The 25514-nt window shown below is 63.5% G+C and carries 27 protein-coding genes; 17 read left to right on the top strand and 10 right to left on the bottom strand.

Features of this window, described 5'->3' with window-relative positions; translation table 11 throughout:
- Window positions 1-60: 60 nt before the first annotated feature.
- Window positions 61-1788, bottom strand: a complete 1728-nt coding sequence (argS, locus tag GYH35_RS21625; RefSeq protein WP_407700222.1) for an arginine--tRNA ligase — start codon at window positions 1786-1788, stop codon at window positions 61-63.
- 27 nt (window positions 1789-1815) lie between these two features.
- Window positions 1816-4014, bottom strand: a complete 2199-nt coding sequence (locus GYH35_RS21620) for a primosomal protein N' (protein ID WP_161811352.1) — start codon at window positions 4012-4014, stop codon at window positions 1816-1818.
- Window positions 4015-4193: 179 nt separating this feature from the next.
- Between GYH35_RS21620 and GYH35_RS21615 the strand changes: the two genes are divergently transcribed.
- Genes GYH35_RS21615 through GYH35_RS21600 form a run of 4 tightly spaced genes read left to right on the top strand, consistent with a single transcriptional unit; the run spans window position 4194 to window position 5926 of the window.
- Entirely contained in the window at window positions 4194-4835 is a 642-nt protein-coding gene (locus tag GYH35_RS21615; protein WP_161829480.1) for an RNA polymerase sigma factor, read from the top strand.
- Entirely contained in the window at window positions 4832-5185 is a 354-nt protein-coding gene (locus tag GYH35_RS21610) for a hypothetical protein (RefSeq protein ID WP_161829479.1), read from the top strand. The genes GYH35_RS21615 and GYH35_RS21610 overlap by 4 nt, the downstream gene beginning before the upstream one ends.
- A gap of 13 nt (window positions 5186-5198) precedes the next feature.
- A complete protein-coding gene (locus tag GYH35_RS21605; protein ID WP_161829478.1) occupies window positions 5199-5447 on the top strand; it encodes a hypothetical protein in 249 nt (82 codons plus the stop codon).
- The gene (locus tag GYH35_RS21600) at window positions 5444-5926 is read left to right on the top strand and encodes a DUF3106 domain-containing protein (RefSeq protein ID WP_161829477.1); all 483 of its coding nucleotides are present in this window, start codon (window positions 5444-5446) and stop codon (window positions 5924-5926) included. Before GYH35_RS21605 ends, GYH35_RS21600 begins: the two co-directional genes overlap by 4 nt.
- Here GYH35_RS21600 and GYH35_RS21595 read toward each other — a convergent pair.
- Window positions 5874-6596: a 4'-phosphopantetheinyl transferase family protein gene (locus GYH35_RS21595; protein ID WP_161829476.1), complete on the bottom strand. Its 723-nt coding sequence runs from the start codon at window positions 6594-6596 to the stop codon at window positions 5874-5876. The two genes, GYH35_RS21600 and GYH35_RS21595, sit on opposite strands and share 53 nt — an antisense overlap.
- Window positions 6597-6620: 24 nt before the next feature.
- Here GYH35_RS21595 and GYH35_RS21590 point away from each other — a divergent pair, with 24 nt between their 5' ends.
- From GYH35_RS21590 to GYH35_RS21555, 8 genes are all read left to right on the top strand, one after another.
- Window positions 6621-7460, top strand: a complete 840-nt coding sequence (locus GYH35_RS21590) for a lysophospholipid acyltransferase family protein (RefSeq protein ID WP_161810570.1) — start codon at window positions 6621-6623, stop codon at window positions 7458-7460.
- Between the two features lie 169 nt (window positions 7461-7629).
- Window positions 7630-7878 carry an acyl carrier protein gene (locus tag GYH35_RS21585; RefSeq protein ID WP_129641212.1) on the top strand — a complete coding sequence of 83 codons (249 nt, stop codon included), beginning with the start codon at window positions 7630-7632 and terminating at the stop codon, window positions 7876-7878.
- Between the two features lie 26 nt (window positions 7879-7904).
- Window positions 7905-8705, top strand: coding sequence for a glycosyltransferase family 2 protein (locus tag GYH35_RS21580; protein WP_161829475.1), 801 nt, complete (start codon window positions 7905-7907; stop codon window positions 8703-8705).
- A 5-nt stretch (window positions 8706-8710) separates the two neighbouring features.
- On the top strand, window positions 8711-9169 hold the full coding sequence (locus GYH35_RS21575; protein WP_202624477.1) for an acyl-CoA thioesterase: 459 nt from the start codon (window positions 8711-8713) through the stop codon (window positions 9167-9169).
- Window positions 9156-10379, top strand: coding sequence for an NAD(P)/FAD-dependent oxidoreductase (locus GYH35_RS21570; protein ID WP_161810572.1), 1224 nt, complete (start codon window positions 9156-9158; stop codon window positions 10377-10379). The genes GYH35_RS21575 and GYH35_RS21570 overlap by 14 nt, the downstream gene beginning before the upstream one ends.
- Window positions 10376-11104: a 3-oxoacyl-ACP reductase FabG gene (gene fabG, locus GYH35_RS21565; protein WP_161829474.1), complete on the top strand. Its 729-nt coding sequence runs from the start codon at window positions 10376-10378 to the stop codon at window positions 11102-11104. The genes GYH35_RS21570 and fabG overlap by 4 nt, the downstream gene beginning before the upstream one ends.
- Entirely contained in the window at window positions 11104-12327 is a 1224-nt protein-coding gene (locus GYH35_RS21560) for a beta-ketoacyl-ACP synthase (protein ID WP_161829473.1), read from the top strand. The genes fabG and GYH35_RS21560 overlap by 1 nt, the downstream gene beginning before the upstream one ends.
- A 7-nt stretch (window positions 12328-12334) precedes the next feature.
- Complete coding sequence (locus GYH35_RS21555) at window positions 12335-13666, top strand: AMP-binding protein (protein ID WP_161811354.1); 1332 nt, start codon at window positions 12335-12337, stop codon at window positions 13664-13666.
- On the opposite strand, the gene GYH35_RS21550 is transcribed toward GYH35_RS21555, so the two are convergent.
- A complete protein-coding gene (locus GYH35_RS21550) occupies window positions 13652-14665 on the bottom strand; it encodes a chorismate transformation enzyme, FkbO/Hyg5 family (protein WP_161810575.1) in 1014 nt (337 codons plus the stop codon). The genes GYH35_RS21555 and GYH35_RS21550 overlap by 15 nt on opposite strands.
- A gap of 147 nt (window positions 14666-14812) precedes the next feature.
- Between GYH35_RS21550 and GYH35_RS21545 the strand changes: the two genes are divergently transcribed.
- From GYH35_RS21545 to GYH35_RS21530, 4 genes are all read left to right on the top strand, one after another.
- A complete protein-coding gene (locus GYH35_RS21545; protein ID WP_161810576.1) occupies window positions 14813-15082 on the top strand; it encodes a phosphopantetheine-binding protein in 270 nt (89 codons plus the stop codon).
- A gap of 119 nt (window positions 15083-15201) precedes the next feature.
- Window positions 15202-16386 (top strand): beta-ketoacyl-[acyl-carrier-protein] synthase family protein, encoded by a 1185-nt coding sequence (locus tag GYH35_RS21540; protein WP_161829472.1) that lies wholly within the window; start codon window positions 15202-15204, stop codon window positions 16384-16386.
- On the top strand, window positions 16383-17177 hold the full coding sequence (locus tag GYH35_RS21535) for a beta-ketoacyl synthase chain length factor (protein WP_161829471.1): 795 nt from the start codon (window positions 16383-16385) through the stop codon (window positions 17175-17177). Before GYH35_RS21540 ends, GYH35_RS21535 begins: the two co-directional genes overlap by 4 nt.
- A gap of 2 nt (window positions 17178-17179) precedes the next feature.
- Window positions 17180-18790, top strand: coding sequence for an NAD(P)/FAD-dependent oxidoreductase (locus GYH35_RS21530; protein WP_161829470.1), 1611 nt, complete (start codon window positions 17180-17182; stop codon window positions 18788-18790).
- On the opposite strand, the gene GYH35_RS21525 is transcribed toward GYH35_RS21530, so the two are convergent.
- Genes GYH35_RS21525 through GYH35_RS21500 form a run of 6 tightly spaced genes read right to left on the bottom strand, consistent with a single transcriptional unit; the run spans window position 18774 to window position 24152 of the window.
- Window positions 18774-19199, bottom strand: coding sequence for a phosphotransferase (locus GYH35_RS21525; RefSeq protein WP_161829469.1), 426 nt, complete (start codon window positions 19197-19199; stop codon window positions 18774-18776). The genes GYH35_RS21530 and GYH35_RS21525 overlap by 17 nt on opposite strands.
- Window positions 19189-21540, bottom strand: a complete 2352-nt coding sequence (locus GYH35_RS21520; protein WP_161829468.1) for an MMPL family transporter — start codon at window positions 21538-21540, stop codon at window positions 19189-19191. Before GYH35_RS21520 ends, GYH35_RS21525 begins: the two co-directional genes overlap by 11 nt.
- A gap of 27 nt (window positions 21541-21567) precedes the next feature.
- On the bottom strand, window positions 21568-22206 hold the full coding sequence (locus GYH35_RS21515; RefSeq protein WP_161829467.1) for a LolA-related protein: 639 nt from the start codon (window positions 22204-22206) through the stop codon (window positions 21568-21570).
- Entirely contained in the window at window positions 22145-23116 is a 972-nt protein-coding gene (locus tag GYH35_RS21510) for an LpxL/LpxP family acyltransferase (RefSeq protein WP_161810582.1), read from the bottom strand. The genes GYH35_RS21515 and GYH35_RS21510 overlap by 62 nt, the downstream gene beginning before the upstream one ends.
- Window positions 23113-23436 carry an ApeI family dehydratase gene (locus GYH35_RS21505; RefSeq protein WP_161829466.1) on the bottom strand — a complete coding sequence of 108 codons (324 nt, stop codon included), beginning with the start codon at window positions 23434-23436 and terminating at the stop codon, window positions 23113-23115. The genes GYH35_RS21510 and GYH35_RS21505 overlap by 4 nt, the downstream gene beginning before the upstream one ends.
- A gap of 5 nt (window positions 23437-23441) precedes the next feature.
- Entirely contained in the window at window positions 23442-24152 is a 711-nt protein-coding gene (locus tag GYH35_RS21500; RefSeq protein ID WP_161810584.1) for a COG4648 family protein, read from the bottom strand.
- Between the two features lie 207 nt (window positions 24153-24359).
- Between GYH35_RS21500 and GYH35_RS21495 the strand changes: the two genes are divergently transcribed.
- Window positions 24360-25481 (top strand): NAD(P) transhydrogenase subunit alpha, encoded by a 1122-nt coding sequence (locus GYH35_RS21495; protein ID WP_161829465.1) that lies wholly within the window; start codon window positions 24360-24362, stop codon window positions 25479-25481.
- Window positions 25482-25514: the final 33 nt, after the last annotated feature.

The raw sequence follows: 25514 nt of genomic DNA, 5'->3' as shown, positions 1-25514 counted from the left end.
GGAATCAGCAGCGACGAGAGAAGGAAATAAGGGTCACCCGCGTAAGTTTGCGCTGGTGCGTCATTCCTCGCCAGAGGTCGCCGCCTTCTTCGATTCCATTTTTTCCGGCGCAGAAACACCCAACAGCTTCAGGCCGTTCTCCAGCACCTGTCGGGTCGCCGCGACGAGGTTCAGGCGCGCGTTGCGCAGCTTCACGTCATCGATGATGAACTTGTGCGCGTTGTAGTAGGTATGGAAGTCGCCCGCCAGATCACGCAGATAGTGCGCGAGCTGATGCGGCTCGAGCTCGCGCGTGGCGTTCTCCAGCAGCTCGGGATAGTAGGTGAGCCGGCGGATCAGCGCCTTCTCGTGCGGCTCTGTCAGCAACTCCACATTGGTCTCGCCAATGTCACGGTCGTGGGTGAGACCCTTTTCCTGGAGCTGACGGAACACGCTGCACACTCGCGCATGCGCGTACTGCACGTAATAGACGGGATTCTCTTCGCCCTCGGCCAGCGCCAGATCGATATCGAAGACAAACTCCGAATCCGCCTTGCGCGAGACGAGGAAGAAGCGGACAGCATCGCGGCCCACCCACTCGATCAGATCGCGCACCGTCACATAGGAGCCGGCGCGCTTGGAAATTTTCACTTCCTCGCCGCCGCGCATGACCTTCACCATCTTGTGAAGCACGTAATCGGGATAACCCTTGGGTATGCCCATGTTCAGTGCTTGCAGGCCCGCGCGCACACGGGCGATCGTGCCGTGGTGATCGGTGCCCTGCACGTTGATGGCGCGGCAGAAACCGCGCTGCCACTTGGTGACGTGATACGCGACATCGGGCAGGAAGTACGTGTATGTGCCGTCCGACTTGCGCATCACGCGGTCTTTGTCATCGCCGAAATCCGTGGTCTTCAGCCACAGCGCGCTGTCTTTCTCGTAGGTGTGGCCGCTCGCGACCAGGCCTTGCACGGTGGTGTCGACTTTGCCGTCGCTGTAGAGGCTCGACTCCAGGTAATAGGTGTCGAAGCGCACGCTGAACTTCTGCAGGTCCATGTCCTGCTCATGCCGCAGACACGTGACCGCGAATCGGCGGATCGTATCCAGATCGTCGATCTTGCCGCTGGCGCGGATCGGCTCGCCGTCGAAGGCGTGCACGGTCTTGCGCGCGAGGAAGTCATTGGCGATGTCCTGAATGTACTCGCCCGCGTACCAGCCTTCCTGCCACTCCGGATCGCCCGGCTTCAGGCCACGCGCGCGCGCCTGGACGGACAGTGCGAGGTTTTGAATCTGCACGCCGGCGTCGTTGTAGTAGAACTCACGGCTGACCGGATGGCCCTGTGACTGCAGCAGCGCTGCGAGCGCATCGCCAAGCGCGGCTTGCCGCCCGTGCCCGACATGCAGCGGCCCCGTGGGGTTTGCGGAAACGAATTCCACGACGACGCTCTGGCCGGCGCCACGCTTGTTGTAACCGTAGGCCACGCCAAGATCGAAAATGCGCGACAGCTCCTGCTGATAGGCCTGCGGCGACAGATGGAAATTGATGAAGCCGGGGCCGGCGATCTCGATCTTGCTGACCAGGTCGCCCGTGGGAATGCAATCGACGATGGCCTGCGCCAGCTGCCGCGGGTTCTTGCGCGCGGGCTTGGCCAGCTGCAACGCAATGTTTGTCGCGAAATCGCCGTGCGCGGCATCGCGTGTGCGCTCGACGTCCACGGTGGGATGCACATCCGCGGGGAGAATGTCGGGCGGCAGACAGGCCAACGCGGCCTGCACAAGGCGTTCGATCTGGTACTTCACAACGGGCAGGGGAGAGTGATGTTCGTGACAGTGTACTCAACTCAACTCGGCCGCATCCACATCGATCGACCACCGCACGCGCCGGGCCTCCGGGAGCATGGCGAGAATGGGCAGCCAGCCGCTTAGAAACTTCTGCAAGGGCGAGTGGCTGGGGGCGCGAATCATCAGCTGAGCGCGGAAACGGCCGGCCCGGCGCTCCATCGGGGCGGGCGCGGGACCGAGCAGCTGTACGCCGCGAACTGGGAAATCCACCGCGAGATCGTGTGCGTCTTGCAGGAATTTCAGCGGCGCGTCTTGATCCGTGGCTTCCGCGCGCAACAGCGCGATGCGGGCGAACGGCGGCCAGCCGCTTTGTTCACGTTCTGTCAACGCGCCGTCGGCAAAAGCTGCGTAGCCGCCCGTCAGCAGCAATGTAAGTAGTGGATGCTCGGGATATTCCGTCTGAATCAGTACTTCACCGGGCCGGTCGGCGCGGCCGGCGCGGCCGGCGACCTGCACGATGGTCTGGGCCAGCCGTTCCGAGGCGCGAAAGTCCGTACTGAATAAGCCCTGATCGGCATTGAGTACGACCACCAGCGTGACCTGCGGGAAATCGTGGCCTTTGGTCAGCATTTGCGTGCCGACCAGGATGCGGATTTCGCCGCGGTTCACGCGGGCCAGTGTTTCTTCCAGCTCGCCTTTGCGCCGCATGCTGTCGCGGTCGATGCGCGCCATCGGCGCCCCTGGAAACAATTGCTGAAGGGCTTCTTCGATGCGTTCCGTGCCCTGGCCGACCGGTTTTACATCGGCGAAACAATTGGAGCAGCCGGGCGGCATGGGTTCCTGTGAGCCGCAGTGATGGCAGATGAGATCGCGGCCGCGCGCATGCACAGTCAAATGAGCGTCACATCGGCGGCAGTGGGCCGACCATCCGCAGTTCGGGCAGAACAGCACTGGCGCGTAACCGCGACGATTGATGAACAGCATGACCTGACCGCCGGCGTCGAGATGACGCCGAATAGTCATAACGGTGGGCGTGGCGATGCCCTGAGTCGCGCCGTGTTTGCGCAGATCGACCAGGGCGAGCTGCGGCGGTCGCGCGCTGCCGGCGCGCTGAGAAAGAAGCGAGAGAGTTTCCGGTTGCTTCCGAGCGCGTGCCAATGTTTCCAGCGACGGTGTCGCCGAGCCGAGCACGACCGGAATCCCCAGCCGCTGTGCGCGCACTAGTGAGAGATCGCGCGCCGAGTAGCGAAAGCCGTCCTGCTGTTTGAACGAGGCGTCGTGTTCCTCGTCGATGATGATCAGGCCCGGATGTAGCAGCGGCGTGAAGATGGCCGAGCGCGTGCCGATGACGATGCGAGCCGTGCCTTCACGCGCATCTCGCCACGCGGCCAAGCGCTCCGTGTCGTTCAAACCGGAGTGCAGGACCGCGAGCGGCGCGTCGAAGCGTGCACGGAAACGAGAGATCAGCTGTGGAGTGAGCGCGATCTCAGGCACGAGCACCAGCACTTGCTGGCCGCGCGCGAGAACGGCCTCGATCACGTGCAAATAAACCTCGGTTTTGCCGCTTCCGGTCACGCCGTAAAGCAAGTGCGAGGCGAAGAAGTCGAGAGTGTTCCGAATTCGCTCGACCGCAGCGGTTTGCGCTTCGTTGAGCGGCGGCCCGGCGCGCACGATCGACACGGGCGGCACTATATCGGTCTTCTCGCGCGCGAATTCCTCGACGAAGCCGCGCGCTTCGAGATTTCGGAGCGCCGATGACGGACTCTCGGTCGCGCTCAAAATTTCGGAGGCGGGCGCTTGCTCCTGCTTTGTGAGGTACTGCGCGATGGCGCGCAGACGAACCGAGCGCGCAGGCAGCGTCGCGAGCGCTTTCTCGCGCCCCAGTTCGGTGAGTCGCCAGAGAAACTTCTCTTCGCGCACCGGCGCGCCATTCCTCAGCAGCACCGGCAATGCCGAGGTGAGCACTTCGCCAACCGGATGGCGGTAATACTCCGCGGCCCAGGTCAGTAGCGACAACAGGCCGGGATCGAGCGTCGGCTCGGCGTCGATGGCTTCGAACGCCGCGCGCAGTTTGTTCGCCGGAACTTCGGTTTGATCGATGCCTTCGACGACCACGCCGACGACACGGCGTCGCCCGAATGGCACCCACACGCGAAATCCCGCGCCCACCGCGGCGCCTTCGGGCGCGCGATAGTCGAACACCTGCCGCAGCGGAGTATCGATCGCGACCGCGAGGTACGGCGTTCGGTCTATGCACAAAACCTGTGGACAACTCTGTGCATTGTTTGGGGTGAAGCGACTCAAGTGCTGAATCCGCGGACCAGTTTCGTCAGTGGTCAATTTTTAGACGTGGTTCACAGCCTTCGGGTCAACCGCACGCCGTCAACGGCGTTGCTTGAAGGATGGCCATCAATGAAGGTCTGGTAATACGCATGCGGCCCTCTGCTACTCTCCGCGCAGCCGCTTCCCCGGCCTGGGCGTTGCTCAACCTCGGGCAGGGCGATGCCCCGGCCGTCGTGGAGGAACAGTCTCTGGATCAGGTGCGCGCGCTGGATCGCTTTCTGGTCAGCGTCGAGAAGCGTGCGTTCCGCATCGCCAGGATTGCCGTGCGTGACGACGACGATGCGCTGGATATCGTACAGGACGCGATGCTGCAGCTGGCGCGCCGCTATGCCCAGCGGCCTGCCGAGGAATGGCGGCCATTGTTCTACCGAATTCTGCAGAACCGGATCCGCGACTGTCAGCGGCGGCGCAAAGTGCGCGCCAAGCTGATGAGCTGGCTGCCCGGTTGGAAGAAGACCGAGGAGGACGACGTCGGCGATCCGTACGACGGCGTCGCGGATGCGCGGCCTCAGCCACAGGATCTGCTCGCAACCGACCAGGCGATGGCCAAGCTGGAGCGAGCGCTCGGCGAACTGCCCGGACGACAGCAAGAAGCGTTCATGTTGCGTAACTTTGAAGGCATGGATGTCGCGCAGACCGCCGCGGCCATGGGCTGCAGCGAGGGCAGCGTGAAGACACACTACTCTCGCGCCGTTCACACACTCCGCGAGGAGTTGGGAGCTGCCTGGTGAATACCCCCGACCCGTTCGAAGAGCGCAGCCGTGAACTGTTCGATAACAACGTCGAGCGCCTCGATGCGCAGACTCGTTCGCGGCTGAACCAAGCCCGGCAGCGCGCGCTGACCGAAATCAACAAGGGCTCGGCTCGGCGCTACTGGCTCGGTGCGCCGCTGGGTGGCTTGGCCGCCGCGGCTCTGATCGCTTTGATCATGATCCGCCCCGGCGCCGAGGCTCCCAGCACCGAAAATGCCAGTGTGTTGCTCGATGACTTCGACATCGTCGCCGATGCCGACAATTTCGAGCTGATTCAAGACATCGAGTTCTACTCCTGGCTGGCTACTCAAGGCGACAGCGCGGGCTGAGCACATGAGCAGAGTGCTGCTGTTCGCAGGTTGGATGCTGATCGGTGCGATTGCGCACGCAGCCGACGAGATCGAGTCATTAGACGCTGATTTCCTGGAGTATCTCGCCAACTTGGAGGCTGATGACGACAATTGGACGTTGCTAGACGACCCTGATCGCGAGCCAGCGAGCGAGGATCCAGAGCACGAGCAGTCGGCTGAGAAGCCCGCTGCCCGCAAATCAAGCAAAGTGGCGGCCAAGCCTGCCGTGGAAGAGCGATGACCAGCCGGCTGATGTGTGTCCTGTCTTTGATGCTGAGTGCGCTGCTGCTGGCGACCGCGCCGGCTGCGCGCGCGGCGCAGACGGAGGGGGCGGGCGTGAGCTGGCAGGAACTCTCTCCCGAGCAGCAACAGCTGCTGGCGAAGTTCGAGTCGCGCTGGGCCGACCTGCCCTTGGCGCGGCAGGAGTCGTTGGCCAAGGGGTCGAAGCGCTGGCTGAACATGCCGCCGGAACAACGGCAGCGGGCCAAGCAGCGATTTCAGCGCTGGCAGTCGCTGGATGTGGAGCAGCGGCGCGAAATCCGGCGCAAGTTCAACCAGTTCAAGAAGCTGCCGCCGGAGCAGCAGGCCAAGATCCGCAACAACTTTCAGCGCTTCAAGGATCTGCCGCCCGAGCAACGGCAGCAGCTGCGCAAGCAGTTTCAGCAGCTCACGCCGGAGCAGCGTCAGCGCTTGAAGGAGCGCCTGCGCAAGCAGCAATAACCGGCCAGTCGGCGCGCTGCTTCGGAGGCCATTCCCACAGTTGCAGCGATACGGCCTCGCTGCGGCCTATCCACGCCGCGGCGACGAAGATGTCTGGCCGAGGCTGAAAGACAATCGCGCCCCAAGCCGAGCGAATCGGCACGCGTCCGTGCCATCTGCCGTCCTCGTTCCAGAACACGCATTGGCGAAGCGCGTCGACCAGCTCGAGCTGCAATGCCTTCGCGAACGATTCCTTCAACGTCCACAGCGTGTAGAACAACGTTTGCCGCGAATCAGGGGCCGCGGACTCGAGCGCGCGCACCTCGTCTTCATGAAAGGCGAACCGCGCGAGCTTGAGCACATCGCGCGGTCGACTCATTTCCAGGTCCACGCCGATTTGCCATCCATCGGGCGCGATCAGCAATGCCGCGCGCTCGGCACTGTGGCTCAGGCTGTATGCCGTCGCTTCGAGGTCGACCGTTGCGAGCAGTGCTCGACTGACTTCGAAATCCGCGCGACGACGCGAGTTTCGCCGGCCGGCAAGGCGCGCCTGGTCAGCCGCGGACAGCGTCGATGAATCGAAATGCTCGCGCGCGCTTGGCAATCCCAGCCACAGCGTCAGACGAGTGTCCGTGGATTGGCCATTCAGGCTGAATCGCGGCGTCGCTAACGCATGTGGGTTGCCGTGCATGACAACGGCATCATAATTCCTCCCATGAACGCCGAACCGCAACTCGCCAACGAAGCCACCGACAGCGCCCCGCGCCGTCGGGACTCTCGCCGTCGGGACTTCTGGTACTGGCGCCTGTTCATGACGGGATTCAGCTTTTCCCTGTTTGGCATCGGCGCGCTGATCGTGGGCGCGATCCTGCTGCCCATCGTCAAGCTCGTGCCGGCCTCGCGTGATACCAAGCGCAATCGAGCGCGCGCGGTCATGAGCGCGGGGTTAAGGTTCTTCATCGGCGTGATGCACAGAGGCGGCGTGCTGACCTACGAGTTTCACGGCCGCGAACGGCTCGGCCGCTACGGGCAGATGGTCGTGGCCAATCACCCGACACTGATCGATGTGGTCTTTCTGCTGGCATTCATCCCGACCGCGGGTTGCGTGGTCAAGCAGGGCCTGTGGCGCAACCCATTGACGCGCTGGGCGGTGACCATGGCTGAATTCATCCCCAACGATCAGACCGCGGGCATGATCGAAGGCGCCGCGAGCGCTCTGCGCGACCGGCAATCGCTGATCTTTTTTCCTGAAGGGACGCGCACCCGCCCGAATCAGCCCATGGTGTTTCACCGCGGAGCGGCCAACGTCGCCTTACGGGCGGCGACCGAGCTCACGCCGGTGTACATCCGTTGCGAACCCACGACCCTGACCAAATCCGAGCCGTGGTACCGGATTCCGGCCCGGCGCCCGCATTTCAGCCTGGTCGTCGGCGAGGACCTGGACTTAAGTCCCTACCGGAATACGCCGTTACCGCTAGCATCTCGGGCCTTGAACGAGGCGATGCACCGGCACTTTCAGCAGGAATTGGCGCACCAGCGGCCCGGGCGGGCCTGAGGCCGTTCTAGGGCCCGCGCGGCTGTACGGTATGGACGCCTCGAATTACACTGCGCGCCAAGTTCGCGGACCGGTGCAGCGCGCGCAGACGTGCTAACTCCTGGCGGTAGTCGCCATGCGGTCTCGAGACGCCGCGTCGGCCAGGCCACCGATCCCAATAGAGCAATTCATGCAGTCGCAAGATCAAATCCTCGAACGCATCCGCCAGACTCTGGTCGAGTTGTTCGAGCTCGATTCGGCGCGGATCACGCCGGAAGCGCGCCTGTACGAAGACCTGGAGATCGACAGCATCGACGTGGTCGACCTGATGGATGAAGTGCAGAAGCACACCGGCCGCAAGGTCACGCCCGAAGACTTCCGTTCCGTGCGCACGGTCAACGACCTGGCGATGGTCGTGCAGCGGCTGCTGCACGCCTGACCCGCGTGACGGTTGAGATCAACCCCATGCTTCCGGCCAAGTTCAACGCCAAGTTCGCTGTGTGCGTGGTCGTGCCCGTGTACAACCATGAGCACGCGATCGGCACGGTAGTGAATGCTCTGCGCGCGCAGGGCCTGCCCGTCATCCTGGTCGACGACGGCTGCAGCCCCGAGTGCGCGCGGGTGCTGGATCAGCTGAGCGAACAGCCCGAAGTCACGCTGCTGCGCCATGAGGTCAATCGCGGCAAGGGCGTGGCCGTCATCACTGGCTTTCGTGGCGCGGCCAAGCTCGGCTTTACCCACGCGATTCAAGTCGACGCCGATGGTCAGCACACGTTGAGCGATGCGCGCCGTTTCGTCGAAGCCGCGCGCGAAACGCCCGACGCGGTGATCTGCGGCCGTCCCGTGTTCGATGCCAGCATTCCGAAGGCGCGCTACTACGGCCGGTATCTCACGCACGCCATGGTCTGGCTGGAGACATTGTCGTTCGACATCATCGATTCGATGTGCGGCTTCCGGCTGTATCCGTTGAAGACCACGCTCGAGCTGGCCGACCATCAGCACATCGGCCCGCGCATGGACTTCGATTCGGAAATCATCGTCCGGCTGCACTGGCGCCAGGTGCCGATGCGCTGGCTGGATACGCGCGTTTCCTATCCCCTCGACGGCGTATCCCACTTCCGCATGTTTCTCGACAACGTGCGCATGACTACGCTCCACATCCGCCTCACCCTCGGCATGTTGGTCCGCCTGCCTGTGTTGCTGTGGCGAAAGATTGTGCGGACCAAGCCCGCGGCCGAGGTGCAGGAGCGCGATGCGAATGCTTGACGCTCATGCGCCCTGAAATGCGCAAAGAGGGCGCGATCAGCGCGAGCATCGACGTGACCGTGGCGTTCCACGACATCGACATCATCGGTGTGATGTGGCACGGCCATTACCTGAAGTATCTGGAAACCGCGCGCTGGGCGCTGATGGATCGGCTCGACTTCGGCTACGACACCATGGCCGCGTCCGGCTATGCGTGGCCCATCGTGGAAATGCACGTGAAGTATCTGCACGCAGCACGCATGGGCGAGCACTTGAACGTGCGCGCTTCTCTGATCGAGTGGGAAAATCGGATCACCGTGAATTACCTGGTGACGCGCGCCGCCGACAAGGAGCGCCTGGCGCGAGGCAAGAGCGTGCAGGTTGCCGTGGACGCCAAAACCCTTGCTTTGCAGTTCGTGACGCCGGAGCCGTTGCTCGCGCGTGTAAAGCAGGCATTGATGAGGAACGATCTTGGAACAGCGTGATGTCATCGTTATCGGCGCCGGCCCCTCGGGTTCGATCGCCGCGGCGCTGCTGAGAAAGCGAGGCTGGGACGTGCTCGTGCTGGAGGGCCAGCGCTTCCCGCGCTTCTCCATCGGCGAGAGCCTGCTGCCTCATTGCATGGACTTCGTGGCGGAGGCCGGCATGCTCGAGGCCGTGGAGAGCGTCGGTTTTCAGTTCAAGAACGGCGCGGCATTCGTGCGTGGCGACGCCTACGGCGATTTCGATTTCAGCCAGAAGTTCGGCGACGGTCGCGACTCGACCTTCCAAGTCGCGCGCGCCACGTTCGACAAGGTGCTGGCCGATGAAGCCGAGAAGCAGGGGGCCGAGATTCGTTACGAGACTCGCGTCACCGCCGTCGATGTCAGCGGCGACAAGCCGCGTGTGCGCGCCGTCGATGTCCAGGGCAAAGAATACGAAGTCGAAGGCAAGTTCCTGCTCGACGCGAGCGGCTTCGCGCGCGTGCTGCCCAAGCTGCTCGATCTCGAAACTCCTTCGCCCTTCGCTCCGCGTAACGCGGTGTTCACGCAGGTGGCCGACGGTTCCGAGCCCGACGCGTTCGACCGCAACAAGGTTCAGATCATCGTGCATCCCGAGCATCGCGATGTCTGGTACTGGTTGATTCCATTCAACGACGGCCGCTGCTCGATCGGTTGCGCGGCGACGCCGGAATTCATGTCCAAATACCCGGAGCAGTTGGACGATCGGCTCAAGCAGTTGATCGCTGAAGAGCCGTTCATGAAGCGCGTGCTGGAAAAGGCGGTTTGGGATACGCCGGTGCGCGGCATGGCGGGCTACTCGGCGAACGTGAAGTCCATGCATGGCAAAGGCTTCGCACTGCTGGGTAACGCGGCTGAATTCCTGGATCCGATTTTCTCGTCCGGCATCACCATCGCGATGCGCTCTTCGAGCATGGCGGCGAGCCTGTTGGATCGTCAGTTGCGCGGCGAGACCGTCGACTGGACCAATGAATTTGAAGTCCCGCTGCGCAAGGGCGTGGACACGTTCCGCACTTACGTGAAAGCGTGGTACGACGGCCGCTTCCAGGACATCATGTTCGCGAAGAATCAGCCGGCCGGTATCCGCGGCATGATCTGCTCCATCCTCGCCGGTTATGCGTGGGATGAATCCAATCCGTTCGTGGCCGAACCCGAGCGCCGTCTCGACATGGTTGCTAAGCTCTGCGCCGCATGAGCGACACGATTCTCGTCACCGGTTCCAGCCGCGGCATTGGCCGCGCGATTGCGCTTCGCGCGGCGGCGGACGGCTTCGATGTCGTCGTGCATTGCCGCTCACGGCGTGACGAAGCCGAAACGGTCGCGGGCGAAATCCAAGCGCTCGGCCGTCAGTCACGCGTGTTGCAGTTCGATGTTTCCGATCGTGCTGCTTGCGCCGCCGCTTTGGCTGCCGACATCGGCGCGCACGGCGCTTATTACGGCGTCGTATGCAACGCCGGCATTCATTCCGACGCCGCGTTTCCCGCGATGACCGAAGAGCAGTGGGATGGTGTCATTCGGACCAATCTCGACGCTTTCTATAACGTGCTGCAGCCCCTGATCATGCCGATGGTGCGTCGGCGCGCGCCGGGCCGCATCGTCACGCTGGCATCGGTTTCTGGCGTGGTCGGCAATCGCGGCCAGGTGAATTACAGCGCCGCGAAGGCTGGCGTGATCGGCGCGACCAAAGCGCTGGCGGTCGAGCTGGCCAAACGAAACATCACGGTCAATTGCGTCGCGCCGGGACTGATCGGCACCGACATGGTCGACGAGAACGTGCCCATGGAAGAAATTCTCAAGGCGATTCCCGCGCAGCGGGCCGGCACCGCCGAAGAAGTGGCTGCCGCGGTGACGTTTCTTTTGTCGCGCGATGCTTCGTACATCACTCGTCAGGTTCTCTCGGTCAACGGAGGACTGTGCTGATGCGTCGCGTAGTGGTCACCGGGGTGGGTGGAGTCTGCGGCCTCGGCGCCAGCTGGCCGGAAATTCTCGCCGGCTTGCGTGGGCGCCGGAACGCGATCCGCACCATGCCCGAGTGGGATCATCTCAAGGACATGAATACTCGATTGGGCGGGCCGATCGACTTCAAGCCGCCGTCGCACTGGACCCGCAAACAACTGCGTAGCATGGGTCGGGTCTCGCAGCTGGCCGTGCGGGCTGCCGAGTTGGCCGTCGCCGATGCGGGATTGACCGGCTCGCCCGTCATCGCCAGCGGCGCGACCGGTGTCTCGTCCGGCTCATCCACCGGCAGTACCGCGGACATCTCCGATTTCGCGGAAATGATTCTGCGCGGCGATGGCAGCCGGCTGAATGCAAACTCGTACGTGCGCATGATGCCGCACACCACCGCGGCCAACGTCGGCATCTTCTTCGGCGCGAAAGGCCGGATCATTCCGACCTCGAGCGCTTGCACGTCGGGCAGCCAGGGTATCGGCTACGCGTACGAGGCGATCAAGTTCGGCCGGCAGGATGTGATGATTGCCGGCGGCGCCGAAGAGTTGTGTCCCACCGAGGCCATGGCGTTCGACACTTTATATGCCACGAGCCGGCGGAACGATCAGCCGCACACGACGCCGCGTCCTTATGACCGCGATCGGGATGGCTTGGTGGTCGGCGAAGGCGGCGCGATGCTGATCCTCGAAGAACTCGAGCATGCACAGCGGCGCGGCGCGCGCATTCACGCTGAGCTGGTCGGCTTCGGCAGCAATTCCGACGGCGTGCACGTCACGAAGCCGGAAGAGTCGACGATGCGCGTGGTGATGGAGCTAGCCCTGCAGGATGCCGGAATTTCTCCGGATGTCGTCGGCTACGTGAACGGCCACGGCACGGCAACCGAGCATGGCGATATCGCCGAGACGCGAGCCACGTCGGCATTGTTCGGCAAGCGCATGCCGCTCAGCTCGCAGAAAAGTTACCTCGGCCACACGCTCGGCGCCTGTGGCGCGCTCGAAGCGTGGTTCAGCATCGAAATGATGAACGCCGGCTGGTTCGCGCCGACGTTGAATCTGGACAACATCGATCCTCGTTGCGGCGAGCTCGAATACATCACCGGCGAAGGTCGCGCGATCAGCACCGACTACGTCATGAACAATAATTTCGCGTTCGGTGGCGTGAACACGTCGATGGTGTTCAAGCGCTGGAAGTGAGTCGCCGATCGTGAGTGCTCCCGAGGCAGCGACACTGCCGTTGTTCGTTTCGGCCGAGGCGCAGCGGCCGATTGCCTGGCGTCGTGGCGTGCCGGTGCCGCTGGCCGAGTTTCGGACGCATGTCGCCCCGGTGGCCGCGCGATTGCCGAATCGCTCTGCGCCGGCGGCGATGATCAATCTGTGCGAGGACCGGTACAAGTTCCTCGTTGCTTATGCGGCGGCACTGAGCGTCGGGCACACCGTGCTGTTGCCATCGTCACGTGCCGAGCAAGTCGTTGCGGATGTGGCGAGCGCCAATGCGGGCAGCTATCGCATCGACGACGCGGCTGTAGATGCCGCCTTGGCGCAGGGCTCGAGTCAAGCCGTCAACGAGCGCATTTCCGCCGACCTGACCGTGATGATCGGCTACACGTCGGGCAGCACCGGCCAACCGAAAACCTTTCCCAAGCTCTGGCGTACCGTGAGCGGCAGCAATGCTCGCAATGCGCAGGCGATCCGCGCAGCGCTTCCGGATAAGACCGCGACCGTTTGGGTGCTTGCGACCGTGCCGCCACAGCATATGTATGGCATGGAGATGAGTGTGTTGTTGCCGTTGGCCGGCGACATGGCCGTGCATGCCGGGCGGCCTTTGTTTCCAGCCGATATCGCCGCCGCTCTGGCGGAGCTGCCGCGGCCGCGTGTGCTCGTCACTACGCCGGTGCACATGCGCGCCATCGTCGGTTCCGATCAGCAGTTTCCCGCAGTCGATGTGATCGTCAGCGCCACGGCGCCGTTGGATCAACCGCTGGCCGCGGCGATGACCGCCAAGCTCGGCGGTGAAATGGTTGAAATGTTTGGATCGACTGAAACTTGTGTATTCGCCAGCCGGCTCACGGCCAGGGAAGAGCAATGGCGCCTCTACGACGGCGTGCGTCTGGAGCCGCGCGACGACGGCACGCTCGTGCACGCGCCTTGGTTCGTCGAGCCGGTGTTGTTGCAGGATATGGTTGAGCTACAGCCGGGTAATAGGTTTGTCGTGCGCGGCCGCAGCTCCGACATGATCGAAGTCGCCGGCAAGCGCGCCTCGCTGACCGATCTCACCAAACGTTTGCTGGCCATCCCGGGCGTGCAGGAGGCGGCGGTGTTTCAGCCCGACGCCGATGCGGTTGGCACGATCCGACGGGTCGCCGCACTGGTCGTGGCTCCGAATCTCACGGCGCGTGAGGTGTTGGATCAGCTGGCCAGCGGCGTCGACAGTGCATTCCTGCCCCGGCCGCTGCTGATCGTCGACCAGTTGCCTCGTAACGAGCTGGGCAAGCTGCCGCGCGAGAATTTGTTGAAAGCGTTACGACGCGAGTGAGATTGCCTCGATCTCGAGCAGCAGCTCGCGACGACAAATGTCAGCCGCCACGAACAGGATGGCGCTGGTCGGATAGAGCTGGCGCAGGCGCTCGGCGATCCGCGGAGTCAGCTCCGGGTCCCTCACATAAACCTTGAGCAAATCCCCCTGCGCAGCCGTCCGGGGACGCCGCACATGCGGGGCGAACGAGCTCAGGTTGCGGACCGTTTCTTCCAGTTGTTCCATCGCATCGTCGTGATGCTGGGAATGATGGCCGACGATGCTCGCCGTGCCTGAGATCAGCAATGTATGGTCCGGCGCGATCAAGGCGCGCGCGAAGACCGGGCTGACCGGCCCATGCACGCGCGGATAGTGATAGGCGCTGACCTGTCGCGGGTTCTCCAGCGACTGACCGGCCACCTTGCCCGCCAGCCAGAACACCTGCAGAACGTGATTGGGGCGCTGCCGGCCGATGGCAGTCGCGGATGGATAGCTCTGGATCACGTCGCCCAAGCCGCGGCCGCGGCCGACGTTGAATTGTCGATAGCGCTCCAGGTCACCCGAGCCCTCGTTGATCGCGTCCATGTAATTCCACATGCGCAACAGGTGGGGAAACCCCGACTGCTGCTGGAAATGCCGGACGGCGGCGTAAACGTACTCGGCTGTCAGCAGAATGCCGCCATGCTCGCGCTCATCCAGCTCGACGACCGCGAACAGATAATGATCGTCATGCGCATAACGCACCCGGCCTGGGCCGGCAGCGGCGCTATCGGACCATTGACCAGTGTGGACCGGGCCGGTCGCAAACCATAATTCCGCGCCAGGTGTCGCAGCGGACGCCTGCAGCGGCTCCAATCCCACATCGATGGTCAATCCCGCGGGCGGGCTGTTCGCCGCCCCGAAGCGGATGGCCGCCAGCACGCCGGCGGGCGCCTCACCGGCGCGGTCGAACGGGTGATAGGCAACGCGGAGGGCGGCCGGAAGGGACTGGGCTGGCTGCTCGCCGGAACTGCTGCGCATCACGTCGTCAAAATCAGTGGTTGGATTCGGGGTTGGAAAACGTGCGCGGCGTTCGAAGCACGCGCGGGCCGGATGATACACTTCGCGCCCTGCGGTTCGCCGCTCCAGCGTCTCAAATCAGCCTTTTGTACAGGGCCTGTTTCGTTCATGTCAGCAACCCAATCAGCCGGTGAGCGCGAGCTCGCCGAACTCATCGTCACTGCGCTCAACCTGGAGGGCGTGACGCCCGCGGACATCGATCCGGAGGCGCCGCTGTTCAAGACCGGGCTCGGCCTGGACTCCATCGATGCGCTCGAGCTGGCGCTGGAAATCTCCAAGCGCTATGGCTTCCAGCTGCGCTCGGACGATGAAAACAATGTGCGTATTTTCAGCTCACTGCGCTCGCTGGCGGCCCACATTGCCACGAACAAAGTATGAGGGATCGGGCATCCTGCCACGACCCTCATGCGAGTCGGCAAAAGGCGCGACTTTTGCCTCTCGCCGCCGCCTGTGGCGGCGGGGTACATCCATGTACCCAAGCTGACCGGTGCAATTAGATGCAATCGCGGTCTTTGAGAATCACTGCATACACGCTCTGTTCCGCGGCCGGGGATGGAACCGCGGCGACGCTGGCAGCACTGCGCGAGCGCCGTTCCGGCCTGAGCAAGAACGATTTCGGTCCCGCGCCCATCGAGACCTGGATCGGGCGTGTCGCGGGGCTCGAACAGCAGCCGCTGCCGGCGGAATTCGCCAACTGGGATTGTCGCAACAACCGGCTCGCGTGGCGCGGCCTGGCCACTGACGGTTTCATCGAAGCGGCCCACGAAGCTCGCGCCCGCTATGGAGCCGACCGGGTGGCGGTCGTCATGGGCACGTCGACCTCGAGCATCGGCGCCAGCGAAGAAGCGTATGCCCGGCTCGATCCAGACGGCCGCTATCCCGCCGATCTGCGTCGCCCCATCATTCATACGCCGCATTCGCTGGGCGATTTCGTGCAGCACGCGCTGGGCCTCACCGGCATCAGCGTGACAGTCGCGACGGCGTGCTCTTCCAGCGCCAAAGTCTTCGCGCAGGCGGAACGTTTGATTCGCACCGGCCTGGCGGATGCCGCCATCGTCGGCGGTGTCGATTCACTCTGCGGCAGCGTGCTGTTCGGCTTCAATTCGCTCGAGCTCGTGTCCGCCGAGCAATGCCGGCCGTTCGATGTGGAGCGTCGGGGCATCAATCTCGGCGAAGCTGCGGGCTTTGCGCTGTTGGAAAAGCAGGCGCCGCGCGGCGCGTGGCTGCTGGGCTACGGCGAATCCAACGATGCTCATCACATGTCGACGCCGCATCCCGAAGGTCTGGGCGCGCGGCTCGCATTGAACGATGCGCTCAAGCGCGCGGACCTGCGGCCCGAGGACATCGATTACATCAATCTGCATGGCACGGCGAGCCAGAAGAACGACGAGGTCGAAGCGAAAATCGTCGCCGATCTGTTTCCGACGACCATGTGCGCCAGCTCCACCAAAGGCTGGACCGGGCACACGCTGGGCGCGGCCGGCATCGTCGAAGCCGCCATCAGTTTGATCGCGCTCGAACATGAGCTCCTGCCGGGCACGTTGAACTTAAGAGTGCCGGATCTCGCCTGCGGTCCGCAGATCCAGCGCGACAACGTCCAGCGTAAAGCGCGTCACGCGCTGAGCTTCTCGTTCGGCTTCGGCGGCAGCAATTGCGTGCTGGTGTTCGGGAGAGATCGATGACGCTGCGGGTCGCGATCGAAGGCGTTTCGTTCTGGGCCTCGCGTCTGCCCGGGTGGGACATCGCGCGCACCGTCATTCGTGGCGAACAAGCGGCACCGGAAACGCCGAGTGCTCGGCCGTCGCCGACATTGCTCGCTCCAACCGAGCGTCGGCGTGCTCCTGATACCGTTGCCGTCGCGCTGGAAGTCGCGGCTCGTGCCTGCGAAGCCGCCGGACGTAAGCCGTCGGACTTGCCGTCGGTGTTCGCGTCGACGCACGGCGATCTCGCGATCAGCGACTACATGTGCTCGACGCTGGCGACCACGCCCGCGTTGATCTCGCCGATCAAGTTTCACAATTCCGTTCACAACGCGGCGGCTGGCTACTGGAGCATCGGCACGGGCAGTCTCGCGCCGTACACGGCGATCAGTGCTTACGAATACACGTTCGGAACGGGGTTGCTCGAGGCCGCGACGCAAGCCGTTTGCGAGCAGCGGCCCGTGTTGTACGTCGCGTTCGACATCGAATCCAAGGGCGCGCTTGCGAGCATGGCGCCGAGTCGTGGTTTGTTGGGCGCGGCGTTGGTGCTGGCGCCGGTGAATCAATCGCAGCAGCAGCGCGGTTTGATTCTTACGACCGAATCGGTGGCGGAATCTCACCCCACGCCGGCGCGGTCCGCTGCGGCCACGCTGGTGGCTGACAACGCGTTGGCGCCGTGTTTGCCATTCTTCGAAGTGCTGGCGAGTTCCAGCCCTCGCACGCTGCGCCTGGCGCTGAGCCGGCAGATGGCGCTGAACGTGCAGGTGAACTGACAATGACTGACGTCACCAAGGTGGACGTGGCCATCCTGGGCGGCGGCCTGGCAGGACTGACGCTCGCCATCCAATTGCGCCGGCAGTTTCCTTCGCTGTCGATTCGCATCGTCGAGCGCCGACGCCATCCGGTGCCGCCGGCCGCGCACAAGGTGGGCGAATCGTCGGTGGAGATCGGCGCGCACTATTTCGACACCGTGCTCGGTCTCAAAGAGCACCTGAACAGCCGGCAGCTGAAAAAATTCGGCTTCCGGTTTTTCTTTTCCGAAGGGCGCGAAGACCTGGATGGCGTCACCGAGCTGGGCGCAAGCCGTTATCTCTCGACGCCGAGTTATCAGCTCGACCGTGGCGTGTTCGAAAACTTTCTGGGTGAGCACGTGCGCGAGCTGGGCGTCGAGTTCATCGACGGCGCGGTCGTGCGCAGCTTCGATGTGGGCACTCAGGGCTCCGGACATTTCGTGCGATACGAAGTCGAGGGCGAACAGCGCGAGGTCCAGTCGCGCTGGCTGATCGATGCGTCCGGGCGCGCCGGCCTGGTCAAGCGCAAGCTCGGCCTGCACCAGGACAATGCTCACAACGCCAACGCGATCTGGTTCCGTATCGGAACGAAGATCGACGTGGACGAGTGGTCGTCGGACGCCGCATGGCTGAATCGTTGCGATCCGCCGTACCGCTGGCTGTCGACCAATCATTTGTGCGGTGAAGGTTACTGGGCCTGGTTGATTCCGCTGTCGTCGGGCTCGCATTCGGTCGGCATCGTCTGCGACGCCGTCACTCATCCGCTCGAGACGATGAATACGTTCGAGAAGGCGCTCGAATGGTTCCGTGTGCACCAGCCTCGGCTGGCGCGCGAGCTGGAAGGCAAGCAGCACCTGCTGCAGGACTTTTGCTTCCTGCGCAATTTCTCGTACGGCTGCAAGCAAGTATTTTCGGGCGATCGTTGGGCGCTGACCGGCGAGGCCGGCGTGTTCCTCGATCCGTTCTACTCGCCCGGCAGCGATTTCATCGGCATCAGCAACAGCTACATCGCCGACCTGATCGCGCGCGATCTGCAAGGCGAGCTGATCAACGGCCGCGCGCATGTGTATCAGCAGATCTACTTCTCGTTCTACGAGAGCACGCTGACGCTGTATACGAATCAGTACGCCATGTTCGGCGATCCCGAGGTCATGCCGGTCAAGGTGATCTGGGACTACACGTACTACTGGGGCGTGCTATGCCAGCTGTTCTTCCAGCGTCGGCTCACCGATCTCGCCAACCTGAGCCGGCTATCGGATCATTTGAATCATTCGCGCGACTTGAACGTGGCCATGCAGAACTTCATGCGCGAATGGTCGAAGCTCAGCGCTCGTCGCAATGACGCGGTGCTGCTGGATCAGGCTGAGCTGCCTTGGTTCGCGGAGTTGAATCGCGGTCTGCGCGATCAGCTCGACGAAGAAGCGTTCCGCGCTCGCGTCATCGAGTACACCGCTTTGTTGAATTCGCTCGCAGTGGAAATTATCGAGCGCGCCTGCGGCGAACATCCGTCGCTGGACGCCTCCGAAGTTCGCAAACTGCTGAGCAAAGTCCCGCCGACGATGTCGGAATCGCTGCTCTTTACGAAGGCAGCTTGAGCAGCACGGCGGCGCGACCTTCCGCCGCCACTTCACCGTTGTGCGTGATCTTGAAGCTGTACTGCTGACTGGTCTCGGCGGACTGCAGGCAGATCGCTTCCACGCGCAGTGACCCCATCAGATCGTCGATGTAGTCCCGAGCGAACGTTACCGATCGCAGTGAGACCAGCATGCCGGGGCGCGCCTGCCGGGGCGCGGCTCTCAGCGCGCCGTGAACTGCCATTGCCTGCGCCCCGTATTCGCACAGATGAATCGCACGGAGCCTATCGTTCGCGCGCAATGGATTGTCGAGGGCGCGATGGCTGTCCGTTTCGAGAACGATACGCGTGTCATCCCATTCGACGATGTGCTCCCAGAGGCACATGCCGCCTTGATGCGGAATCAGCGCTGCGATGTCTTCACGTGCCATGAGGGGGAGGGGTCGGTCGGGTCAGGAGTAGCGCGAGCACAAAATTAGAAACAACGCCGATCGACACCGTCAAGCCGAGGGCGCGGAGCACCGGCAGCGACGACATGGCGAGCAGCGCGAACACCATCAGCGTCGACGCCGAGCATACGAGCAATGCGTGCAGGGTGCGTCGCTGTTCCATCGGATCGTCGGCTGCATGTTCAAAGAACAGGGCGTAATCGAGACCGAGGCCCGCGGCGAGGATCAGCGCGATCAGATGAAACAAGGTCATCGATACGCCGGCGGCCTGCAGGATGCCGATGATGAGCAGCGTGGTGAGCGCCATCGGCGCGAGCACCCGATAAACACGTGAGGCTCGGCGCAATGCGAACGTGACGACGCCCGCGAGCAGCACGGCGGCGACCGCCAGGCTCCACAGAATCTTGATGCGCTGGTTGGTCACCAGCGTTTCCGAGGCGTTCTTGGTGTCCAGCAAGGTCACGCCCGATCCGGCGGCCTTGGCGAAGCGCTCCAGCGCACTGACGTCTTGAACGCCGCTGAACGTCACCAGGGCGGTGGTTCGGGCAGCCGTCTTATCGTTTCCGTCGCCGTGCTGGGTCAACAACATTTCCACGCTCACGCCCAGCGGCGAGTCGCGCAGTTGATCGACCGTCAGCAATCGCAGGTGACGCGCTTTCTCCACGTCTGCGAGGAAGGGCTCAAAGACGTCGGGGCGGAATGGCGTGTCCTCGACGGCCGCATCGACATCGTCACGCAAGGTCGCGGGCTCCGGCAGACGAGCCTGTCGTTGGCGCTGTTTCTCAGCCGTCGGCACATAGCGTGCGGCGTGGTCATAGCCACTGATCGCGCCGTCGGCGACCATCTTCTGAAGCGGCTCGTCCAGCTCTTCGAGCTTCTGCAGCGCGTATTCCGTGTCGGCCGCGGTGATCACCAGCAGATAGCGAACGTCGGGAGTGCCCAGCTCGGAGCGTAGCTCCTGATCCTGGATCAACAGCTCCTTCGGCACGGGAGTGAGCTTGCTCAAGTCGCTTTCCCACATGGGTTGAGGCGCGAACACCATCGCAGCGATGGAGAGAGCGATGGCAGCCACGCCGGCCCAGCGCGGACGCGGGAGGCGTTCCATCCGTTGCCAAACTTTGCCGAGCCAGGCCGATTCGCCGAAATCGCGACCTTCGGGGTCCATCAGCACCGGCAGCGCAAATCGAGTCGTCAAGCCGGCGACCGCTAGACCGGCGACGGTGAAGCACGCGAGTTGAGCCAGTCCGATAACGCCGGAAAACAGGAAGGTGACATACGCGATGCAGGTGCTTGCTACGCCCGTTGCAAGCGTCGGCCACAGTTCGCGAGCGGCTTCGACGGGAGATCGCGTGGCGTGCCGGTGGCTCAGCAAATGAATCGGATAATCCTGCGCGACGCCGATCAACGTAAAACCAAATGCCAGCGTGATCCCGTGCACTGTCCCGAACAGCGCGCTGACGGCCGCGAGTCCCGCCAATCCCGCGCTTGCCAGCGGCAAAGCGCTCAATATGACGCTGCCGATGCGTCGATAGGCGATCAGCAGCAGGATGATCATGCCGACGGTGGCTGCGGTACCGAGCGCCGTCGCTTCGTCGCGCGTCCGCTCTTCCATCATCACCGAGAACTTGCCGGCGCCACTGAAGGTGAGTGTCACGTCGTCACCCTTCAGTCGTTCTGCTTCGGCGTTCAGTTGTTCGACGGCCAGGCGCTGTTGATCCGGATCGAAGGCGGCGGCGCGCGTTTGTGCGAGCAGCAGCGCGCGTTTGCCTTCCTGATCGAACCAAACATCGAACAGTCGATTCGGCTCCTGCATCGGCTGCCATCGCTGCAAAACTTTCAGCAGTTCGAGCGTCGGATCGCGCGGCAGCCACGGCTCGAGGAAGGCTCCCGCGGGAGACGCCAGGTCACGCGCGCGCTCTTGCAGCTCCGAATGCAGATATTTCTGATCGAGCGGCCGTTCATCCAAGGTGGGCGACAGCAGATATCGATAGGCCAGCAGCTCGTCCGGCACGCTGTCGAGCGAGATGTCGCCGTTGGTGACCAGACGGAAATTCGGGCTCGACTGCAGATTCTCGACGAGGGTGCGCGATGCATCGGCGAGCTGTTCCGGTTCCGCGCCTTCCAGCGATATCACCATCACGCGCGAGGCCGGACCCTCGCCGATCTCTTCCAGCAGCAAGCGCTGCTCGGGTGTGGTCGGACTGGGAAGAAACAAACGCAGATCGGTGCCGACCTGCAGCTGCCGTTGCACGAACCACGTCAGGCCCGCGAGCAGCACGAGCCAGAGGAACAGGAGCAGTAACGCCGGGCGGGTGAGCTTCATGAGGGAGCGAGCAGCGCAGTGCCGGGCTTAGCTGCCCTGGCCGGAGCCGCCGCAGCGCCGCTGCAGGGCAATCAAAGTCACATCCGGCGCCACGGGTTCGGCGGAAGCGGCGCCTAACAGCAAGACACTGGACGCGCCATCGGCCGTCGTCATCGAAAAGCAGCGCGGTTCGCTGTGGCGGCCGTTGACTTCGATCTGCTGCAAGCGGCGGCGAGCTTTGGTGTCGGTCGGCGTCAGCTTGAGCGTCCAGCCATCGTCATTGCCGGTCATCTCGACATCGAACGTCTTTCTTAGCGCAACGGGGTCGCCCGCCAGCATGGCGGAGAATCCAGACAACAATCCCCGCAGCTCCGGCGCATGTTTCAAAGCGAAGCTGCGCGGCTTTTCGCCTTCGCGCTCCACTTTGACGGATTCGCCGCGAATCGACGTCTGTTCGCGATAAGGCGTAGTGACCCGCCGATCCAGACTTTCCGGGCCGGAATAGCCCAGGTCGCCGGAGACGATCAGCGGGGCGCGCAGCAGCTTCGAGAAGCGCACTTCGGTGAATGAGATGGTGGCCGGCGCAGGCTTGGCCAGCCGGCCGATCAGAGCATCGGCGTCCTGCTCACTGAGGGCCGCGCTCCCCGCCGTCAGCGGCGCGATCAGCGCCCCCAGCAGAGCCAGCATCAGAGGCAGACGAGTTGAGGTGCCAGAAATCATAGAAGTTGAACCAATTGTACGGTGCGCGGCGGGTGTAGTGGGCCAGTCGGTCCGCATACCGTTGAATGATGGCATTGAGACTCGCCTCGCGGTCCTTGCGTTCCACTCGGACCGTGTCCGCGAACGATTCGAAATGCAGGTCGTACCGATTGCCGCCGCCGTACAGGCCGAAGCATAGAACCACCGGTACCTTGAGCGCGGCCGCGATTTGCCACGGCCCAGTCGGGAATGCCGCGGGCTGGCCGAGGAAATCGACAACCGAGACTTGATTGCCCGGCCGTGAGCGATCGACCAGCAGCGTGACCAGTGCGCCTTCATCGAGCGCTTCCTTGATCGCCAGCGCGGTGATCGCGCCATCCTGCCGGGCGTTGATGATGGACCGCGCCAGCTCCGGATTGAATGCGGCAAGGAAGCGGGTGATCTCAGGATTCTGTTCCGTGTCCAGCACCACTCGGACTTTCACGTCCTTGCGGAATTCGCTCAGGGCGCGCAAGGCGTCGAAGCTGCCCAGATGCGAGCCGAAGACCAGCACGCCTTGTTTCTTGGCCCACTGCGCACGCAACTCATCCAGCCCATGCACCTGGACATCGAAACGTTTGAAGCTCTCGGACAGCAGGAACACGCGATCCAGGAGCACCGAGGCGAAGTAGTAGAACTGCTTGGCGACATCCTTCAGCGTCGGTTCGCGGCCCAGCACCCGCGGCAAATAAGCACGCGCGGCGCGCCGCTCCGGTCCTCGCCTCACGAGGAAGAACGCCGTGATCGGAAAGAGCACCAGGCGCGCGGCGGTCCGCCCGCACAGTCGTGCGAACGTGCTGATCAATCGATACCCGAAGAGCGAGCCGGCTTCGGGGCGCTCGAGCCATTGCTGCTTCACGCCGCTGCGTTTCCCATAGGGGCGATGCGAAACAATCCCTGCGCCAGGTCCGCGCCGTCGCGGCTCAAAGTGAAGCGCAGTTCGTCGGCATCCAGTTTCAATTGCAGCTCTGCGGCCTGATCGGGCAGCAGCGGCGCGGTGAACTTCGCGTTGGGCAGCGCGAGCACGCGCACCGGGCGTTGCAGCCAGCGCTCCGCTTCCTGCAGTACGCAGTCGAGCAGGACGACGCCAGGCACGATCGGCTGACCCGGAAAATGACCGGGCAGCGACGGATGATTCGCGGCGATCCGCAGAACGGTTGCGTGGGCGGCGGGGTTCATGTGATTCAGCGACGAGGGCCAGCGGCGCTGCTGACCAGGCGCGGCATGGCCGCGAGTACCTTTAGAAAAAAATCCAACATGTTGCGATAGGGTTGCCGCGGGAAGCGGTGGCGGCGGTAAGCGTACTCAATCAGGAAGAAAGCCGCGACCAGCAAATATCCGATCAGGTTGGCGACCAGCGACCACCACAGCTCGGGCACCGTCACCGGCGGCGCGATGCCGGCGGCCAGCAGCATGCCGTCGGGCTCGGCCAGCAGCCCCAGCACCAGATTGGTCAGCGCCAACGTCACGAAGAACAGCGTCCAGGCCTTGGTCAGCTGGTGGGCGTACGCCAGCACCTCCGGCTCGGGCTGCTGCTCGGGCTCCATGATGCGGATCAATTGTTCGATTAGCGGAACCTGCCCGGCGAGCAGGCTGCTGCCAAACACGCCGGCCATGAATCCTGGCACCAGTACCGGTGCGATATACAGCGGCAGTGTCGCGTGCGTGGAACGTGATAACCACCATAGCCCGCCGACCACCGGCAGCAGCACCAGCCAGGCGACGACGCTGCCTCGTCCGAGGGCCGGAACCATGGGCAGCACGATCAACAGACCCAGCGCGATAGCGATCAGCGTCACGCTGTTCTGAATGACGCCGAAGTGAGCGACCAGCGGATACGCGAGCACCAGGGCGGCGCGGCCGATCGAAGTCAATACTCGGGAGTCAACTGCCATTTATCGCGCGTGGCCATGTTTGTTCAATCAAAGCAGCGTGAACCGCTGGCATCCTGGTGGGGTCGCGTGGTTTGATGAACCGCGCTTGTCACCGGGCGCGCAGCATGCGCGTGTTGCCGAGTGCGAACAAGGCATCCACAATGGTGGGAATTTTATGTGCAAACTGGCGCCCGGGTTAAATAAATTTGTGGGGGAGGATCAGTCGGCATGACGGTGAAGATCGCTGTTCTGAAGGAAACTCGCGCCAACGAAAAGCGCGTCGCCCTGGTGCCCGCGGTGGCCGACAAGCTCAGCAAGCTCGGCGCTGAAATTCACATGCAGGCCGGCGCCGGCGACGCTGTAAAACTGCCCGATTCCGCATTCAAGAACGTGAAATTCAGCGCCGATCCGCTCGCGCTGGTGCGCGACGCCGATGTGGTCGCGAGCGTCCAGCCGCCCGATCCCGGCATCGTCGAGGCAATGAAGCCGGGCGCCATCCTGATTTCATTCGTCTACGCCCACAAGGAAGTCGAGCTGACCAAACGATTGCGCGATCGTCATATCACGACGTTTGCGATGGAGCTGGTGCCGCGTATCACTCGCGCTCAAGCCATGGACGCGCTGTCGAGCCAGGCGGCGCTTTCCGGTTATTACGCAGCCCTGATCGGCGCCACCCATCTGGCGCGCATCCTGCCAATGATGACCACCGCGGTTGGTTCGATTCGTCCCGCTCGCACGTTGGTGATGGGCCTCGGTGTCGCTGGTTTGCAAGCATTGGCGACGGCCCGGCGCCTGGGCGCGATGACCGAAGGTTACGACGTGAGGCCCGAAACGAAGGAACAAGCCGAGTCGCTCGGCGCGAAGTTCGTCGATACCGGCGTCGATGCCCGCGGTGCAGGCGGCTATGCGCGCGAGCTCACTCAGGAAGAGAAAGACAAGATTGCCAGTGTCGTCACCAAGCACATTCAACAAGCCGACATCATCATCACGACCGCGGCCATTCCCGGCCGGCCTTCGCCGAAGCTGATCAGCAAGGCGCAGGTCGATGGGATGAAAGCAGGCAGCGTGATCGTGGACTTGGCCGCCGAAGGTGGCGGCAATTGTGAATACACCCAGCCGGGCGAGACCATACAAATAGGCCAGGTGACCATCGTCGCGCCGCTCAACGTGCCCAGCATGCTCGGCGAGCACGCCAGCGAGCTGTATGCGAAGAACCAATTCAACTTGATCGAGCTGTTCGTCAAGGACGGCGGCGTCAAGCTCGACTGGACCGACGAGGTGGTCGCCAAAACCGCGCTCACGCACGACGGCAAGATCGTCAACGAAGCCGCGCAGAAACTCATTGCATGACAGCACCCGGCGCCAGCCGGGCCGCTGTCCGGC

The organism is Steroidobacter agaridevorans (genome assembly GCF_009932555.1).
In the GTDB taxonomy this organism is placed as follows: Bacteria; Pseudomonadota; Gammaproteobacteria; order Steroidobacterales; family Steroidobacteraceae; genus Steroidobacter; species Steroidobacter agaridevorans.
The sequence above is the reverse complement of the archived record's forward strand: the minus strand, read 5'-3'. Positions and strand labels throughout refer to the sequence as shown.